Here is a 17,649-nt window from a genome sequence, read left to right as displayed (position 1 = left end):
CCAGCGCAAGGCCGGGCAGCGCAGCAATGTCGAATACGACGCGTTGGGCCGCATGACGGCGCGCAACGAGCCGGACCTGGACAGCTACTGGATTTACGACAGCGCGCCGACGGGCGTGGGCCAACTGGCCGAGGCCAACACGGTGGTGGCCGGGCAGTACGACTACCGCCGCCAGCACACCTACGACAGCCTGGGCCGGCCGAGCGGGACGACGACGCGGCTGCGCGACGGCGTCTATGCGAGCCGGACCGAGTACGACGCCTGGGGCCGTCCATCGCGCCAGGTCCACCAGCGCGGCGACGACGCGGCCAAGGCCTACGATCTGCGCTACGGCGCTTACGGCCAGCTGAGCCGTGTCGAACGCGCCGGCCTGGTGCTATGGGAGTTGAACGCGCAGGACGCGGCGGGGCGCGAGACGGAGGCGTCCTGGGGCAACGGCCTGGTGCGCAAGCACGACTACTCGCCGTACACTGGCCTGCTCGACGGCGGCGCCCTGCAAACGGCGGCCGGCGGCGCGCTGTTGCAGGAGGGCTACCAGTACGACGCGCTGGGCAACGTCACCGACCGCACCCACCACTGGAGCGAGATCGGCTATGCGGAGCACTTCGTCTATGACGAGCTGAACCGGCTCAAGTCGAGCGAGATGCTGACGCCGGTGCGGGCCAAGCAAGTGTTCGACTATGATGCCGCCGGCAACCTGACGGGCAAGCCGGGCGTGGGTGACGGCGTGCTGCGCTATCCGGCGCAGGGCAAGGGGTCGAAGCGGCCGCACGCGGTCGACTCGATCGGCGGCCTCGGCCGCTTCGAGTACGACGACAACGGCAACCTGACCGGCGGCGCCGGCCGCACGGCCAGCTGGACCAGCTTCGACATGCCCGTGCGCCTGAGCAAGGGCGACAAGTACGCCGACTTCGTCTACGGTCCCGAGCACCAGCGCACGCGGCAGGAGCGGCAGGGCGGCGGCGGCGTCGTGTATGCCGGCGCGCAGGAGGTCGAGAATGTCGGCGGCGTCGCCACCGTGAAGACCTACTGGCCGCTGGGACTGGGCGTGGAGATCGACCGCCCAGGACAGGAAACGGCGTTGCACTGGATCTACCGCGACCACCTGGGCAGTCCGATCGCCGTGCTGGGGGCGGGCGGCGAGCGGCTCGATGCGCTGGACTACGACGCCTGGGGCAAGCGGCGCGAGGTCGGCGACGACGCCCCGCCGGACGAACTCGTCGGCAAGGTCGACAACCGCGGCTACACCGGCCACGAAATGCTCGACCAGCTCGACCTCGTGCACATGAATGGGCGGGTGTATGATCCGGCGTTGGCGCGGTTCCTGTCGGCCGATCCTCACCTTACCGATCCAGGCAACGGCCAAAGTTTTAATCGGTACAGCTACGTTCTGAACAACCCGACAAATCTGGTCGATCCGACGGGGTATGATTCTGCTATCGTGGAAGTGTCCGGCTGTGGTCCTACATGTGAAGCGAGACGCATTCGGACAGTGTTGGATGCTTTGGCGCAGCAAGCCCGGCAGGCCGGCCGCTATCTGGTCAAAAATCCAGGCGCGGTGGCAGCCCGGGTTGGAACCCAGATATTGACCCGTACTGCGGCTGGCGTAGCGGTGCTTATGCCGGGAAATGCCGGTACGATGGATCATGCGGGTGAGATTGCGGATTGGCAGCAACAGAGTAAGAATGGAAAGCCGCTGTTCTCACCCGAGCAAATTGAGGCTTTGCGTAAGGACGCCGAGGAAGCGCAGTCGGAGAATGGTACAAACAGTGCACCGCCAGTCCCTGGCGACTTGGTAGGTGATCAAAGTGACCCGCGTGCAGGTCCGGGGAACAGCGGAAAGCGCCACACGAGTGGGCCACTTACTCCAGGAAATGGCGGGACTGGTGACGCCGAAAAGGATTTTGATAAATTGACTGGTGGTACCGGGAAACCATTCCCAGGTAGTGATGGTCGAAGCAAAATTCCTGGCGCACAAGTTGGCGACAATGGTGTCTGGATTCGTCCGGGCACCAAGAACCCAGGCGATGGTCCTCGCATTGAGATACCGGGTAATGGCAACAAGCTGCCTGAAACACTTCACTATTAATTCGGGGGTATCGTGAAAAACGTGTTGTGTTTTGACGTGGCTTCTGCGCCGGCACTGGCTGCCGGTTTACGCAGCGGCTTGAGCGCTTACGCTACTAATGTCCCCAAGGTTGGACCGCCCTCGACGTTGTGGTTGCGGTTGTGCGATGGTCGGACCCTCAGGGTGGGCGTAGATATGCATGATCTCAGCGGCTGGGAAGAGATTGGTACCCTCACGTTTGAAGTGGTCAGCTCGGACGATGTGCCGGAAATGGTGAGCTTGCCCGCGTCTTGGTCGGAGGTACGGGAGGTTCAAAAGCTTGTCTACAATTCAGATGAGTGTGAGGCGGAATGTGGGTTTGCCTTGTTCACGAGCAGCGGCGATCACCTTGCGGTGGTGCCTGGCGCTGATGTTTACACGCTGGCCATTCAAGCACCATTCCACGCGCTACCATTCACACCGGAGAATGACTTGACAGCGTACATTCGCAAGGATTTTTAGGAACCGCATGGTGTACTGGGCCATTGATGCGGCCTGGGCGGGATCGACAGCACGGGTGACGCGTATCCTGTTCGTACCCTGTCGTTTCCCATCGGCCATCGGTCGTATCCCATTTGTATCCCGTTCGTATCCTGCCGAAAAAGCCACCCGGTGGCGTTGCAGCCGCTGGTGACGGCCATCCTGGGCCGGTGCGGGGAGTCCCCGCGCCCCCGCCAATCTCTCACACATCACGCAACCTCCGGTTTCGGCGCAAAGCCGCGCTGCGGCTAGCCTTGCGCCTTACGACAACGATCCACCGCTGTGGTGGTTGTACAGCTTCACTCCCGGCTCGGTATCCGTTAGACTTCCTAATTCTTACGAGAACTTTGTTACTGAATTCCCTATTGATGAGAACGCTAGGATCGAGCTCACTGCATAGATAGTACAAACGGCGCAAGCGCGATTATCAAGCGAACTTCGCCATACTGGCCAGTTCCCGGTATGTGCTGCGCACTGTCGCGGCGGCATGCGTCCATTGCACCTGTTCCAGTTCGCACAGGGCATGGCTGCGCAGCGTGTCGGCATAGGCTTGGTCCGATACGATGCGGATCATGGCCTCGGCCATCGCGCAGGTATCCCAGTAATCGACCTTGATCACATGTTGCAACACTTCCACCACCCCTGATTGACGGGACAGGATGGCCGGCACGCCGGCGGCGACCGCCTCCAGTGCGGTCAAGCCGAACGGCTCCGACACCGACGGCATCACATACACATCGCTGTGTTCCAGCACATGCTGCACCTCGTCCTGCTGCAAGAAGCCGGGAAAGCGCATGCGCTCGGTCAGGCCGTAGCGGCCGGCCAGTTCCTTCATCTGCGGCAGCAGATCGCCGTCGCCCGCCATAATGAATCGCAGGTCGGGGCGCTGCCGCAGCGCCAGCCACGCGGCTTCGATGAAATAGCTTGGACCTTTTTGGCGCGTGATGCGGCCCAGGAAGGTGACCGTCGGTTGGTAGTTGCGGGCCGGACGCGGCGACGGCGCGGCGCGCTGCTCGGTGCCATTGTGGATGGTGACGATCTTGGCCGGATCGGCCTGGTAGTGTTCAATCAAAACGTCGCGGGTGTAGTTGCTGACCGCGATCACGCGGTCGGCATGTTCCACTGCCTGCCGTTCAATGGCTTCGATCTCAGGATTGCCCTGTTTGCCGGCACGGTCGAACTCGGTTGAGTGGACATGCAAAATCAGGGGCCGGCCCGAGCATTGCTTTGCCTGAATGCCCGCCAGCGCGGTCAGCCAGTCGTGCGCATGAATGATGTCGAAATCGCCGTAATCGGCGAGGAATTTTCCGGCCCGGTTGGCATAGCTGATGACATCCGGCATCAGGCCGCTGTCGTAAGCGCCTGGGGCGCGCGGGCGGGCCATGACGGCGTCTGGCAGGGATATCAGTTGTACAAATGCCGGATGCGCGCCGCGAAATTGCTGCGGCAGCACAAATGAGATATCGGTCCCGCCAAGCTGGCTCAAACCCTTGAGCAGCCCATGGCACGCGGTTCCCAATCCGCCGGAAATAAATGGCGGAAATTCCCATCCGAACATCAGTATCTTCATTGCGCTCCTTGTCGTCGGCAGGCTCGTGGGTGAGGTGGATGCAGCGTGATTTGTCAGGCGGTCGGCAGGCTCGCCGTGGCAGCCATTTATTGCGTTGCACAATCAATTTTTTGCAAAAATCTTAAAAAAGAGTAAAGAAATCATACCAAAATAAATTACTAATAAGGTAACATTATTCTGTTGATAGGGTCTGTGCCGAAAAATGTATCGCAGTGGACTCAGGCTGGCCGAGGTTTAAAGGCACCTCTAAACCCCCGTCGTTCCCGCGTAGGCGGGAACCTATACGTCGCATCTCGTCTAGCGCAGCATGGGTTCCCGCCAGCGCGGCGGTCCGCCGATGCGGAACGACGAATTGAGGATGCGCCCTTAAGCGGACGCCACCTTGCCTTACTTCCGCGGCCGTCGCCGCTTCCTGCCAGCCTTAAAATTGTCGGGAACGGCCGCGCGCCAATTAATGTAGTTGCACTACATCGCAGACTAAAATGGCCGATTCCAAACATCTCAATAACGCAGTTGATCCGACTTCCTCCGACGATATCGAAGTGCTGCGGCGGGAATTGCTGTTGCGCCGCCTGGGAAAAAGCGCTCGGACCGTGCCAACTGCCGAGGCGCTGCCGCCGATATCTGCCGTCCCGCGAGACGCGCCACTGCCGCTGTCTTGGGCCCAACAGCGTCTATGGCTGTTAAGCCGGATCGACAGCACTGCCGGCGCCGCCTATCACATGGCAGCGGGCTTGCGCCTCAGCGGCGTGCTGGACGTGGCGGCGTTGCAGGCGACATTGGACCGGCTGGTGGCGCGCCATGAAAGCCTGCGCACCACCTTTGCCGAGGGCGCGGACGGCATGCCGCTGCAGCGCATCGCGGCGCCGGCCAGCTTTGCGCTGGAGCGCGGCGAGCTGTCGCAGCTGGGCGGGGCGGAGCAGGCCGCTGCGGTGCAGCGCGCCGCGGTGGATGAGTACTGCCGGCCGTTCGACCTGGCGAGCGGGCCGCTGGTGCGCGGCCGCCTGCTACGGTTGGGCGAGCGCGAACATGTGCTGCTGGTGACGCAGCACCATATCGTCTCGGACGGCTGGTCGATGGGGATCCTGGTGCGCGAGGTGAGCGCGTTGTACGCCGCCTTCAGCCAGGGCCGGCCCGACCCGCTGGCGCCGCTGGCGATCCAGTATGCCGACTATGCGCACTGGCAGCGCGCCACGGTGCGCGGTGAACGCCTGCGGGAACAACTGGAGCACTGGCGCAGCCACCTGGAGGGCGCGCCGGCACTGCTGACGCTGCCGACGGACCGGCCGCGTCCGGCCCAGCAAAGCTATGCCGGCGGCAAGGTGCGCTGCGCGCTGGCGCCAGAGTTGGCGCAGCAGGTGCGCGCGTTGGCGCAGCGCCATGGCTGCACCCCGTTCGTGGTCATGCTGGCCGGCTGGTCGGCGCTGCTGGCGCGCCTGTCCGGGCAGGACGACGTGGTGGTGGGGGCGGCGGTGGCCAACCGCCAGCGGCCCGAAAGCGAAGCGCTGATCGGATTTTTCGTCAATGCGCTGCCGCTGCGGGTACGCTTCGATGGCGACGTGACGGTGGCGCAGCTGCTGGCGCAACTGCGCCAGACGACGCTGGCGGCATACCGGCGCCAGGACGTGCCGTTCGAGCAGGTGGTGGAGGCGCTCAAGCCGCCGCGCCACATGGGCCACAGCCCGATCTTCCAGAGCATGATCACGCACAACGACACGCCGCGCCAGGGCGAGTTGACGCTGGCGGGCTTGCGCCTGGCGCCGCTGGAGGCGCCGCAGGTGATGGCCAAGTTCGACCTGTCGCTGTCGTTCTCGGACGGCGGCCGGGACATCGCCTGCGAAATCGAATACGCCGGCGACCTGTTCGAGGAGGCCACGGTGCTGCGCTTCGGCGGCTATTTCAAGCGGCTGCTGGCGGCGATGGCGGACGGCGAGGCCCAACCGGTGCGCGCCCTGGCGCTGCTGGACGATGCCGAACGCCGCGCGCAGCTCGACGATTGCAACCGCACGGCGCACGATTTCGGGCCGACCGGCCTGGCGCACCAGGTCTTCGAAGCCCGGGCGGCGGCCACGCCCGACGCGCCGGCGCTGGCCTACGAGGGGGAGCGGATCAGCTATGCCCAGCTCAATGCGCGCGCCAACGTGTTGGCGCACCGGCTGCTGGCGCTCGGTGTGCTGCCGGACGACCGCATCGCGATCTGCCTGCAGCGCAGCCCGGACATGGTGGTGGCGCTATGGGGCATCTTGAAGGCCGGCTGCGCCTATGTGCCGCTGGATGCGGCGCAGCCGCCGCAGCGGCTGGCGCAGCTGCTGGCCGATTGCGCCCCGGTGGCGGTGGTGACGCTGCAGGCGCAGGAAGACCTGCTGCCGGCGTCGAGCCTGCTGCGCGTCATCGTGCTCGACGGCGCGGAGTACCGGGACGCGCCGGCCACGGCGCAGCAGCACAATCCCAGCGTGGCCGGCCTGACGCGGCGCCACCTGGCGTACCTGATGTACACCTCCGGTTCGAGCGGCGTGCCCAAGGGCGTGATGATCGAACACGCGGCGCTGAACAATTACCTGCACTGGGCGCTGCAAGCCTACGCGGCGGCGGCGGGGCGGCCGCTCGACGCGCTGGTGCTGTCGCCGCTGGCGTTCGACGCCACCATCACCGGCCTGTATCTGCCGCTGCTGAGCGGCGGCTGCGCCACCTTGCTGCGCGACGGCGCCGAACTGGACCAGCTGGAAGCGGGCTTGCGGCGGGACGGTCGTTGGGATCTGGTGAAAATCACCCCGGCGCATCTGGCGCTGCTGGCCCAGCGCCTGCGGCCGGACACGCTGCGCGCGCAGGTGGGTTTGTTTGTGGTGGGCGGCGAGACGCTGGCGTCGGCGACGGTGGCGCTGTGGCGCCGGCTTAGCCCGGCCACGCGCATCGTCAATGAATACGGGCCGACCGAGACGGTGGTGGGCTGCATCGTACATGAAGCGCGGGAAGCGGACGAGGCGCAGCCGGAGGTGCCGATCGGCCTGCCGATCGCGAATACCCGGATTTACCTGCTCGATGCGCAGCGGCAGCCGGTGCCGCCGGGTGTGGAAGGGGAAATCTATATCGGCGGCGCCGGCGTGGCGCGCGGCTACCACCGGCGCGAGGAATTGAATGCGCAGCGCTTCCTGACCGACCCGTTTCACGCCGGCGGGCGCATGTACCGCAGCGGCGACCTGGCGCGTCGGCGCGCCGATGGGGTGATCGACTACCGTGGCCGCAACGACTTCCAGGTCAAGCTGCGCGGCTACCGCATCGAGCCGGGCGAGGTGGAGGCCCGCCTGCTGGCATGCCAGGGCGTGTGCGAGGCGGTGGTGGTGGTGCGTGAAGACCGGCCGGGCGACCGGCGCCTGGTGGCGTATCTGGTGGCGCGGGAGGGCGGCGCGCCGGACGCCGGCGCGCTGCGCCGGCTGCTGGCGGCGCAGTTGCCGGAGTATATGGTGCCGGCCGCGTTCGTGGCGCTGGCGGCCTTGCCGCTGACGCCGAACGGCAAGTTGGACCGGCGCGCGCTGCCGGCGCCGGAAGACGATGCGCTCGCCAGCCGCGCCTACGCCGAACCGGTGGGGGCGACCGAGACGGCGCTGGCGCAGCTGTGGCAGGAGCTGCTCGGCGCGCAGCGGGTCGGCCGCCACGACAATTTCTTCGAACTGGGCGGCCACTCGCTGCTGCTGGTGCAACTCGTCACGCGCATCCGCCAGGCCTTGGGCGTGGAACTGCAGCTGAGCGAGCTGTTTGCGCATCCTACGCTGGCCCAGATGGCTGCGGTGGTGGTGGCCGGCGGTGTTGACAGCGGGCCGGCCATCGTCGCCGTGCCGCGTATAGCGCCATTGCCGCTGTCGATGGCGCAGCAGCGCCTCTGGTTTCTGGACCGCCTCGATTCGGCGGCCAGCGCCGCCTACCATATCGCGGTCGGCTTGCGCCTCAGCGGCGTGCTGGACGTGGCGGCGTTGCAGGCGACATTGGACCGGCTGGTGGCGCGCCATGAAAGCCTACGCACCACCTTTGCCGAGGGCGCGGACGGCATGCCGCGGCAATGCATCGCGGCGCCGGCCAGCTTTGCGCTGGAGCGCGGCGAGCTGTCGCAGCTGGGCGGGGCGGAGCAGGCCGCTGCGGTGCAGCGCGCCGCGGTGGATGAGTACTGCCGGCCGTTCGACCTGGCGGCCGGGCCGCTGGTGCGCGGCCGCCTGCTACGGTTGGGCGAGCGCGAACATGTGCTGCTGGTGACGCAGCACCATATCGTTTCGGACGGCTGGTCGATGGGGATCCTGGTGCGCGAGGTGAGCGCGTTGTACGCCGCCTTCAGCCAGGGCCGGCCCGACCCGCTGGCGCCGCTGGCGATCCAGTATGCCGACTATGCGCACTGGCAGCGCGCCACGGTGCAAGGTGAGCGTTTGCGGGAACAACTGGAGCACTGGCGCAGCCACCTGGAGGGGGCGCCGGCGCTGCTGACGCTGCCGACGGACCGGCCGCGTCCGGCCCAGCAAAGCTATGCCGGCGGCAAGGTGCGCTGCGCGCTGGCGCCAGAGTTGGCGCAGCAGGTGCGCGCGTTGGCGCAGCGCCATGGCTGCACCCCGTTTGTGGTCATGCTGGCCGGCTGGTCGGCGCTGCTGGCGCGCCTGTCCGGGCAGGACGACGTGGTGGTGGGGGCGGCGGTGGCCAACCGCCAGCGGCCCGAAAGCGAAGCGCTGATCGGATTTTTCGTCAATGCGCTGCCGCTGCGGGTGCGCTTCGATGGCGACGTGACGGTGGCGCAGCTGCTGGCGCAACTGCGCCAGACGACGCTGGCGGCGTACCGGCGCCAGGATGTGCCGTTCGAGCAGGTGGTGGAGGCGCTCAAGCCGCCGCGCCACATGGGCCACAGCCCGATCTTCCAGAGCATGATCACGCACAACGACACGCCGCGCCAGGGCGAGTTGACGCTGGCGGGCTTGCGCCTGGCGCCGCTGGAGGCGCCGCAGGTGATGGCCAAGTTCGACCTGTCGCTGTCGTTCTCGGACGGCGGCCGGGATATCGCCTGCGAAATCGAATACGCCGGCGACCTGTTCGAGGAGGCCACGGTGCTGCGCTTCGGCGGCTATTTCAAGCGGCTGCTGGCGGCGATGGCGGGCGACGAGGCCCGGCCGGTGGGCGCCCTGGCGCTGCTGGACGATGCCGAACGCCGCGCCCAGCTCGACGATTGCAACCGCACGGCGCGCGATTTCGGGCCGACCGGCCTGGCGCACCAGGTCTTCGAAGCCCGGGCGGCGGCCACGCCCGACGCGCCGGCGCTGGCCTACGAGGGCGAGCGGATCAGCTATGCCCAGCTCAATGCGCGCGCCAACGTGTTGGCGCACCGGCTGCTGGCGCTGGGCGTGCGGCCGGACGACCGCATCGCGATCTGTCTGGAGCGCAGCCCGGACATGGTGGTGGCGCTATGGGGCATCTTGAAGGCCGGCTGCGCCTATGTGCCGCTGGATGCGGCGCAGCCGCCGCAGCGGCTGGCGCAACTGCTGGCCGATTGCGCCCCGGTGGCGGTGGTGACGCTGCTGGCGCAGGAAGACCTGTTGCCGGCGTCGAGCCTGCTGCGCGTCATCGTGCTCGACGGCGCGGAATACCGGGGCGCGCCGGCCGCTGCGCAGCAGCACAATCCCAGCGTGGCCGGCCTGACGCGGCGCCACCTGGCGTACCTGATGTACACCTCCGGTTCGAGCGGCGTGCCCAAGGGCGTGATGATCGAACACGCGGCGCTAAACAATTACCTGCACTGGGCGCTGCAAGCCTACGCGGCGGCGGCGGGGCCGCTGGACACGCTGGTGCTGTCGCCGCTGGCGTTCGACGCCACCATCACCGGCCTGTATCTGCCGTTGCTGAGCGGCGGCTGCGCCACCTTGTTGCGCGACGGTGCCGAACTGGACCAGCTGGAAGCGGGCCTGCGGCGGGACGGCCGTTGGGATCTGGTGAAAATCACCCCGGCGCACCTGGCGCTGCTGGGCCAGCGCCTGCGGCCGGACACGCTGCGCGCGCAGGTGGGTTTGTTTGTGGTGGGCGGCGAGACGCTGGCGGCGGCGACGGTGGCGCTGTGGCGCCGGCTTAGCCCGGCCACGCGCATCGTCAATGAATACGGGCCGACCGAGACGGTGGTGGGCTGTATCGTGCACGAGGCGCGGCAGGTGGACGAGGCGCAGCCGGAGGTGCCGATCGGCCTGCCGATCGCGAATACCCGGATTTACCTGCTCGATGCGCAGCGGCAGCCGGTGCCGCCCGGCGTGGAAGGGGAAATCTATATCGGCGGCGCCGGCGTGGCGCGCGGCTACCACCGGCGCGAGGAATTGAATGCGCAGCGCTTCCTGGCCGACCCGTTCCACGCCGGCGGGCGCATGTACCGCAGCGGCGACATGGCGCGCCGGCGCGCCGACGGGGTGATCGACTACCGCGGCCGCAACGACTTCCAGGTCAAGCTGCGCGGCTACCGCATCGAGCCGGGCGAGGTGGAGGCCCGCCTGCTGGCATGCCAGGGCGTGCGCGAGGCGGTGGTGGTGGTGCGCGAAGACCGGCCGGGCGACCGGCGCCTGGTGGCGTATCTGGTGGCGCGGGAGGGCGGCGCGCCGGACGCCGGCGCGCTGCGCCGGCTGCTGGCGGCGCAGTTGCCGGAGTATATGGTGCCGGCCGCGTTCGTGGCGCTGGCGGCCTTGCCGCTGACGCCGAACGGCAAGTTGGACCGGCGCGCGCTGCCGGCGCCGGAAGACGATGCGCTCGCCAGCCGCGCCTACGCCGAACCGGTGGGGGCGACCGAGACGGCGCTGGCGCAGCTGTGGCAGGAACTGCTCGGCGCGCAGCGGGTCGGCCGCCACGACAATTTCTTCGAACTGGGCGGCCACTCGCTGCTGGTGGTCAGCCTGATTTCGCAATTACGCGCGCAGGGACTGGGGGCGGATGTCCGCACCGTCTTCGAACATCCGGTACTGTGCGACCTGGCCAGCGCCGCGTCGGCGCTGCCGCTGCCGGCAGCGGCGCCGGCGGCGCCAAGCGGCGTGATTCCGCCGGGCGCTACTGTGATTACGCCCGCCATGACGGCGTTGGCGGGGTTGGAGCAGGATGCGCTGGAGCGCATTTGTGCTGCGGTACCGGGTGGTGCCGCCAACATTCAGGATATTTATCCGCTCGGACCGCTACAGGAGGGCATCCTGTTCCACCATCTGTTGCAGCAGCAGGGGGACGCCTATCTGCAGCGGCTGGTGCTGGACTTCGACAGCCGCGCGCATCTGGACCGCTTCATGGCCGCGATGGACGATGCGCTGGCGCGCCACGACATCCTGCGCACCGCCATTCACTGGGAGGGCCTGGCGCGGCCGGTGCAGGTGGTGTTGCGGGAGGCGCCGCTGGGCGTCGAAGAATTGCCGGCGGCGGATGGGGCGGCGCTGGAACAGCTCATGGCGCATTGCGATCCGCAGCGGCAGCGACTGGACTTGCGCCAGGCGCCGTTGCTGCGCGCCCATGTCATGGCCGATGCGGCGTCCGGCCGCTGGCTGCTGGCGCTGCTTTATCACCATATCGTCTGCGACCACGTCACGCTAGACCTCTTGATCGGCGAAATCGGCGCCATCTTGAGCGGACGCGCGGCGCAGTTGCCGGCGCTTCAACCTTACCGCGCCTTCATCGCCCGCACCGAAGCGGCCGGGCATGAGGAACATGCCGCATACTTCCGCCGCCAGTTGGCCGATGTGGCGGAGCCGACCGCGCCATTCGGCGTGCTCGATGTGCGCGGCGATGGCTGGCAAGTGCAGGAGGCGCGCTTGCGCCTGCCCACCAAGGCGGCTTTACAGGTGCGTGAGGCGGCGCGCCGTTACGGCGTGACGCCGGCGGTGCTGTTCCACGTGGCTTATGCGCAGGTGCTGGGCCAGTGCAGCGGCCGCGACGACGTGGTGTTCGGCACGGTGCTGTCGGGCCGCCTGCACGGCGGCGCGGAGATGCAGGATACGCTGGGCATGTTTATTAATACGCTGCCGCTGCGCCTGCGGCTGGCCGGCAGCGATGCCGCAAAAGCCGTGCGCGCTTGCCATGCCGCGCTGGGTGAACTGCTGCTGCACGAGCAGGCCTCGCTCGGACTGGCGCAGCGCTGCAGCGGCATCGCCGCGCCGATGCCGCTATTTACCGCGCTGCTCAATTACCGGCATACGCGCCTGCATGGCGCCGCCCGGGAGCAGGGCATGTGGGCTGGCGTGCGCGTGCTGGCGGTGGAGGAGCGCACCAATTATCCAGTCACGCTGTCGGTCGACGAACTGGAACAGGACTTCGCGCTGAACGCGCAATGTGTCGGTAGCGCCAATGCGCAGCGTCTGGCCGGCTATGCGGCGACGGCGGTGGCGGCGCTGGCCGAGGCGCTGCTCGAACAGCCGTCGCAACCAGTGCTGGCGCTGCCGGTGCTGCCTGCCGCCGAACGCGCCATGCTGCTCGATGACTACAATGCCACCGCGTTCCCGTATCCGGATCAGCAGCCGATTCATGCCCGCTTCGAAGCTTGCGCAGCGGCGCGGCCACAGGCGTGCGCGCTGGTGCATGGCGACCGGCAGCTGAGCTACGGTGAGCTGAACCGCCGCGCCAACCAGGTGGCGCACCGCCTGCTGGCGGCTGGCGTGCAGCCCGGCGACCGTGTCGCCGTCTGCGCCGCCCGCGGCGTTGCGGTGCTGGCGGCGCTGCTGGGGGTGCTCAAGTCGGGTGCCGCCTATGTGCCGCTCGATCCCGCTTATCCGGCCGAGCGTCTGGCCTTCATGTTGGCCGACAGTGGGCCGGTGGTGCTGGTCGCCGACGGCACGTTGCCGGCGGCGCTGCAGGAAGCCGATTTGCCGTTGCTGCGCCTCGGTGCGGACGGCGCGCCGTGCGACGGCGCGGCGGCGCCGGAGCATAATCCGGCGCCGCGCCAGGGCATGCATCCGCACAGCCTGGCCTATGTGATCTATACCTCCGGCTCGACCGGCGTTCCCAAGGGCGTGATGGTCGGGCATGGCGGTGTGCTGAACCTGGCCAACTGGCAGCGCCACTATTACCGCCTGGATGGCGACAGCCGCGTCGCCCAGCTGTTTTCATATAGTTTCGACGGTGCCGTTGGCGAGACCATGATGGCGCTGCTGAACGGCGCCGCCCTGGTGCTGCTGGAGCCGGCCGACTTGGCGCCGGAGCGCCTGGTCGCTTGCATTAACCGGCATGGTATCCACGTGATGGTGCTGGTGCCGTCGCTGCTACGCCAGTTGGACCCGGCGGCGCTGGAGCAGCCGTCGCGCTTTACCGTGGTTTCGGTGGGCGAAGCCTGTCCGCCGGACCTGGCGCAGGCCTGGTCGGCGCACTGCCGCTTCATCAATGGCTACGGTCCGACCGAATACACGGTGTATTCGCACGTGTGGGAGGCCAATGCGGCAGGGCTGGCGCGGCACGCCTGCGTGCCCATCGGCGTTCCCATGCATAACACCCGCACCTATCTGCTTGATGAGCGCTTGAATCCGGTGCCACCCGGGGTGGCGGGCGAACTGTATATCAGCGGTGCCGGCATCGCGCGCGGCTATCTGAACCGTGCTGCGCTGACCGCCGAGCGGTTTGTCGCCAACCCCTTCGCGCCAGACGATGCATCGGCGGAGTATCGCCGCATGTACCGTACCGGCGATCTGGCGCGCTACCTGGAAGGTGGCGATATCGAATATTTGGGCCGCGCCGACTTCCAGGTCAAGATCCGTGGCTTCAGGGTGGAACTGGGCGAGATCGAAGCGCGTCTGGCAGCCTGCGACGGCGTGCGCGAAGCGGCCGTGCTGGCCCGCGAGGACCGGCCGGGCGACCAGCGGCTGGTGGCGTATGTGGTGGCGGCGCCTGCCGCGCAGCTGAGCGCGGCGCTGTTGCGCAAGGCCTTGGCAGGGCAATTGCCCGAGTATATGCTGCCGGCCGCCTTCGTGCTGTTGGAGACCTTGCCGCTCACCTCGAACGGCAAGCTGGACCGCCATGCCTTGCCGGCCCCCGACCAGGACGCCTATGGCAGGCAGGCCTACCGCGCGCCGGACGGCGCATCGGAAGTGGCGCTGGCCGGCATTTGGCAAAGCCTACTGAATGTGGCGCAGGTCGGCCTGGATGACCACTTCTTCGAGCTGGGTGGCCATTCGCTGCTGGCGATCCAGCTGGCCGCGCGCGTCCACCAGGCGTTGGGCCTGGTGTTGCCGCTGGCGGCGGTGTTTGAGCATCCAACCTTGGCGGCGCTGGCCGGCGCGTTGGCCGACTGCGCACCGGCCGGCTGGAGCCGCATCGAGCCGATGCCACGCGGTGTGGCGCCGCAGCTGTCCTGGGCGCAGCAGCGCCTGTGGTTCCTCGACCAGTTCGACCGCGCCGCCAGCGCGGCCTATCACATTCCGCTGGGACTGCGCCTGCGCGGCGCGCTGGACCGCGTTGCGCTGCGCGCCGCGCTCGACCGCATCGTGGCGCGCCACGACAGCCTGCGCACGCGCTTCGCCGAACAGGATGGCGCGCCGGTGCAGCTGATCGCCTCGCAGGCCGGTTTTGCGTTGGAGGAAAGCGATCTGCGCGGGTCGCCGGCGGCGCAGCGCGAGCAGGCACTGCGTCAGGCCGGCCTGGCCGTGTTCGGCGCGCCATTCGACCTTGCCGCCGGCCCGCTGGTGCGCGGCCAATTGTTGCGCACCGCCGACGACGAACACATGCTGCTGGTTTGCCAGCACCACATCATTTCCGACGGCTGGTCGGTGGCGGTGCTGGTACGTGAATTCGGTGCGCTGTACCAAGCGTACGCCGACGGTGGCGCCGATCCCTTGCCGCCGCTGGCGATCCAGTACGCCGATTACGCGCACTGGCAGCGCAACTGGCTGCAAGGCGAGCGCCGGCAAAGCCAGGCCGACTACTGGCGCCGCCAGTTGGCCGGCGCGCCGGCGCTGCTGGCCGTGCCGACCGACCGTCCGCGTCCCGCGCTGCAGGATCATGGCGGCGCGCGGCTGGCGTTCGAATTGCCGGCGCCGCTGGCGGCGTCGCTGCGTGCGCTGGCGCAGCGCCACGGCGCCACCCTGTTCATGGTGTTGCTGGGCGGCTGGGCCGCGCTGCTGGCGCGCCTGTCCGGCCAAGACGAGGTGGTGATCGGCACGCCGGTGGCCAATCGCCAGCGCGCCGACGTGGAAGGATTGATCGGCTTCTTTGTCAACACGCTGGCGCTGCGCGTGCCATGCGGCGGGGATCTTGAAGTCGCCGGGCTGCTGGCGCGAGTGAGGCAGGTCACGCTGGCGGCATACCAGCACCAGGATTTGCCGTTCGATCAAGTGGTGGAAGCGCTGCGTCCGATACGCAGCATGGCGCATGGTCCGCTGTTCCAGACCATGCTGACGATGAATAACACACCGCAGGCGCAGGCGCTGCGGTTGGCCGGACTGGAGCTGGAGCCGCTCGAGGCGCCCGCCGTGAGCGTCAATGAAGACTTGGCCTTGTCGCTGACCGACAGCGGCGCGGGCATTGGCGCCGAACTGGTTTACGCGACCGCACTGTTCGACCACGCGACCGCGCAGCGCCATGCCGCCGCCTATGTTGCGGTGCTGGAGGGCATGTGCGCCGATGAGCACCAAGCCATCGCCGCCTTGCCCTTGCTGGCCGAGGCGCAGCGCGCGGCGGTGCTGGCGCTGGCGGCCGGCCCATCGCGCGCCTGGCAGCACGGCGGCGGCGTGCATGGGCTGTTCGAGGCCCAGGCCGTGCGCACGCCGGACGCAGTGGCGCTGCAATGTGGCGATACCCGCCTCACCTACGCGCAACTGAACCGGCGCGCCAACCGTTTGGCCCACCATCTGGCGAGCTTCGCCTTGCGTGCGGATGACCGCGTTGCCGTATGCCTTGACCGTGCTCCCGAGTTGTTGATCGCCCTGCTAGCCGTGTTGAAGGCGGGTGCCGCCTACGTGCCGCTGGACCCTGCCTATTCGGTGCGGCTGGCCGATATGCTGGCCGACAGCCGTCCGGCGCTGATGTTGACGCAAACGGCGCTGGCCGGCCTGGCCGACGCGGCGGAGGTGCCGCGCTTGCTGCTCGACGGCCCCGCCAACCCGCTGCTGCGCGACGATCTGCCCGAGCACAACCCGGCGCGCGGCGTCCAGCCGTCCGACCTGGCGTATCTGATTTACACCTCCGGCTCGACCGGCCGTCCCAAAGGCGTCATGGTGGAACATGGCGCGGTCTGCAACCTGCTGCTGGCGATGCAAGAGCAATTGCAGCTGGCGCCCTCGGACCGCCTGCTGGCCGTCACCACGGCCGGTTTCGACATCGCGGCGCTGGAATGGTTTCTCCCGCTCGCCTGCGGCGCGCAAGTGGTGCTGCTCGGGCGTGAAGCGGCGCAGGACCCTGACCTGCTCCTGGCGGCGCTGGAGCGGCATGCGGTGACGGCGTTGCAGGCCACGCCGGCGACCTGGCAGATGCTGCTGCGCGCCGGTTGGCGGGGCAGCGCCGGGCTGAAGGCGGTGTGCGGCGGCGAAGCGCTGCCGGCCGCGTTGGCGCAAGCCGTGCTGGCGCGCTGCGGCGCGTTGTGGAACGCCTATGGTCCGACGGAGGCGACCATCTGGGCCACGCTCAAGCGCTGCCTGCCGACAGGCGACGGCGCCGCGCCCAGCGCGACCGTGGCGCTGGGGCGCCCGCTGAGCAACCTGCAAGCGTATGTGCTCGACAGCCGGCTGCAGCCGGTGCCGCCGGGCTGCATCGGCGAAATCCTGCTGGGCGGCGCCGGCCTGGCGCGCGGCTACTTCGAACGGCCGGAACTGGATGCCGAGCGTTTCGTGTGGGCCGACCCGGATGGCCAAGGCATGCGCCGGCTCTACCGCAGCGGCGACCTGGGTTATTGGCGCGCCGATGGCGACCTGGCCTACGCCGGCCGCAACGACCACCAGATCAAGCTGCGCGGCTTCCGCATCGAACCGGGGGAAATCGAGCAGCGCTTGCTGGGCTGCGACGGCGTACGCCAGGCGCTGGTGGTGGCCGAGAGCGGCGAGCAGGCGCGTCTGCTGGCGTATGTGGTGATGGCCGATGGCGCGGCGACGCCGCCACCGACATTGCGCGCGGCGCTGGCCGCGCTGCTGCCCGACTACATGATACCGGCCGCCTTCATGGCGTTGGCGGCGTTGCCGCTGACCGCCAACGGCAAGATCGACCGCAAGGCGCTGCCGCCGCCGGAAGCGGCGGCCACGGCGGCGCTGCCATACGCGGCGCCGCAGGGCGAACTGGAACAGCTGCTGGCCCAGCTGTGGCGTGAAGTGCTGGATGTGCCACGGGTCGGCCGCCTCGACGACTTCTTTGAATTGGGCGGGCACTCGATGCTGGCGACCGCGCTGCTGGCCGCCGTGCGGCAGCGCTGCGGCGTCAAAGTGGCGCTGCGGGCGTTCTTCGAGGATGCCACGGTGGCCGCGCTGGCGCGCGCGTTGGCGGCGGCGCGCGTGGCGGACGACCAACTGGACGAATACGACGAATGCTGAGCCCCGGGCCA

The 17,649-nt window shown here is 68.2% G+C and carries 4 protein-coding genes; 3 read left to right on the top strand and 1 reads right to left on the bottom strand.

Annotated elements, in window-relative coordinates:
* Together H7U20_RS20540 and H7U20_RS20535 are read left to right on the top strand one after the other, a co-directional pair.
* Positions 1 to 2,089 (top strand): RHS repeat domain-containing protein (locus tag H7U20_RS20540; protein WP_199760993.1); only part of this gene is annotated, 2,089 nt, incomplete at its 5' end.
* Between the two features lie 174 nt (positions 2,090 to 2,263).
* Complete coding sequence (locus H7U20_RS20535; protein ID WP_199760992.1) at positions 2,264 to 2,569, top strand: hypothetical protein; 306 nt, start codon at positions 2,264 to 2,266, stop codon at positions 2,567 to 2,569.
* Positions 2,570 to 3,014: 445 nt separating this feature from the next.
* On the opposite strand, the gene H7U20_RS20530 is transcribed toward H7U20_RS20535, so the two are convergent.
* Positions 3,015 to 4,157 (bottom strand): glycosyltransferase family 4 protein, encoded by a 1,143-nt coding sequence (locus tag H7U20_RS20530; RefSeq protein WP_199760991.1) that lies wholly within the window; start codon positions 4,155 to 4,157, stop codon positions 3,015 to 3,017.
* Positions 4,158 to 4,639: 482 nt separating this feature from the next.
* Here H7U20_RS20530 and H7U20_RS20525 point away from each other — a divergent pair, with 482 nt between their 5' ends.
* Positions 4,640 to 17,638 (top strand): non-ribosomal peptide synthetase, encoded by a 12,999-nt coding sequence (locus tag H7U20_RS20525; RefSeq protein WP_233410941.1) that lies wholly within the window; start codon positions 4,640 to 4,642, stop codon positions 17,636 to 17,638.
* Positions 17,639 to 17,649 lie beyond the last annotated feature (11 nt).

Source organism: Rugamonas violacea (assembly GCF_016461825.1).
In the GTDB taxonomy this organism is placed as follows: domain Bacteria; phylum Pseudomonadota; class Gammaproteobacteria; order Burkholderiales; family Burkholderiaceae_D; genus Rugamonas.
This window is presented reverse-complemented; position numbering and strand designations above follow the sequence as displayed.

Bases quoted from the DNA above. Each gene is read 5' to 3' on its own strand.
- H7U20_RS20535 (WP_199760992.1), top strand. From the start codon at position 2,264: ATGCATGATCTCAGCGGCTGGGAAGAGATTGGTACCCTCACGTTTGAA.
- H7U20_RS20530 (WP_199760991.1), bottom strand. From the start codon at position 4,157: ATGAAGATACTGATGTTCGGATGGGAATTTCCGCCATTTATTTCCGGC.
- H7U20_RS20525 (WP_233410941.1), top strand. From the start codon at position 4,640: ATGGCCGATTCCAAACATCTCAATAACGCAGTTGATCCGACTTCCTCC.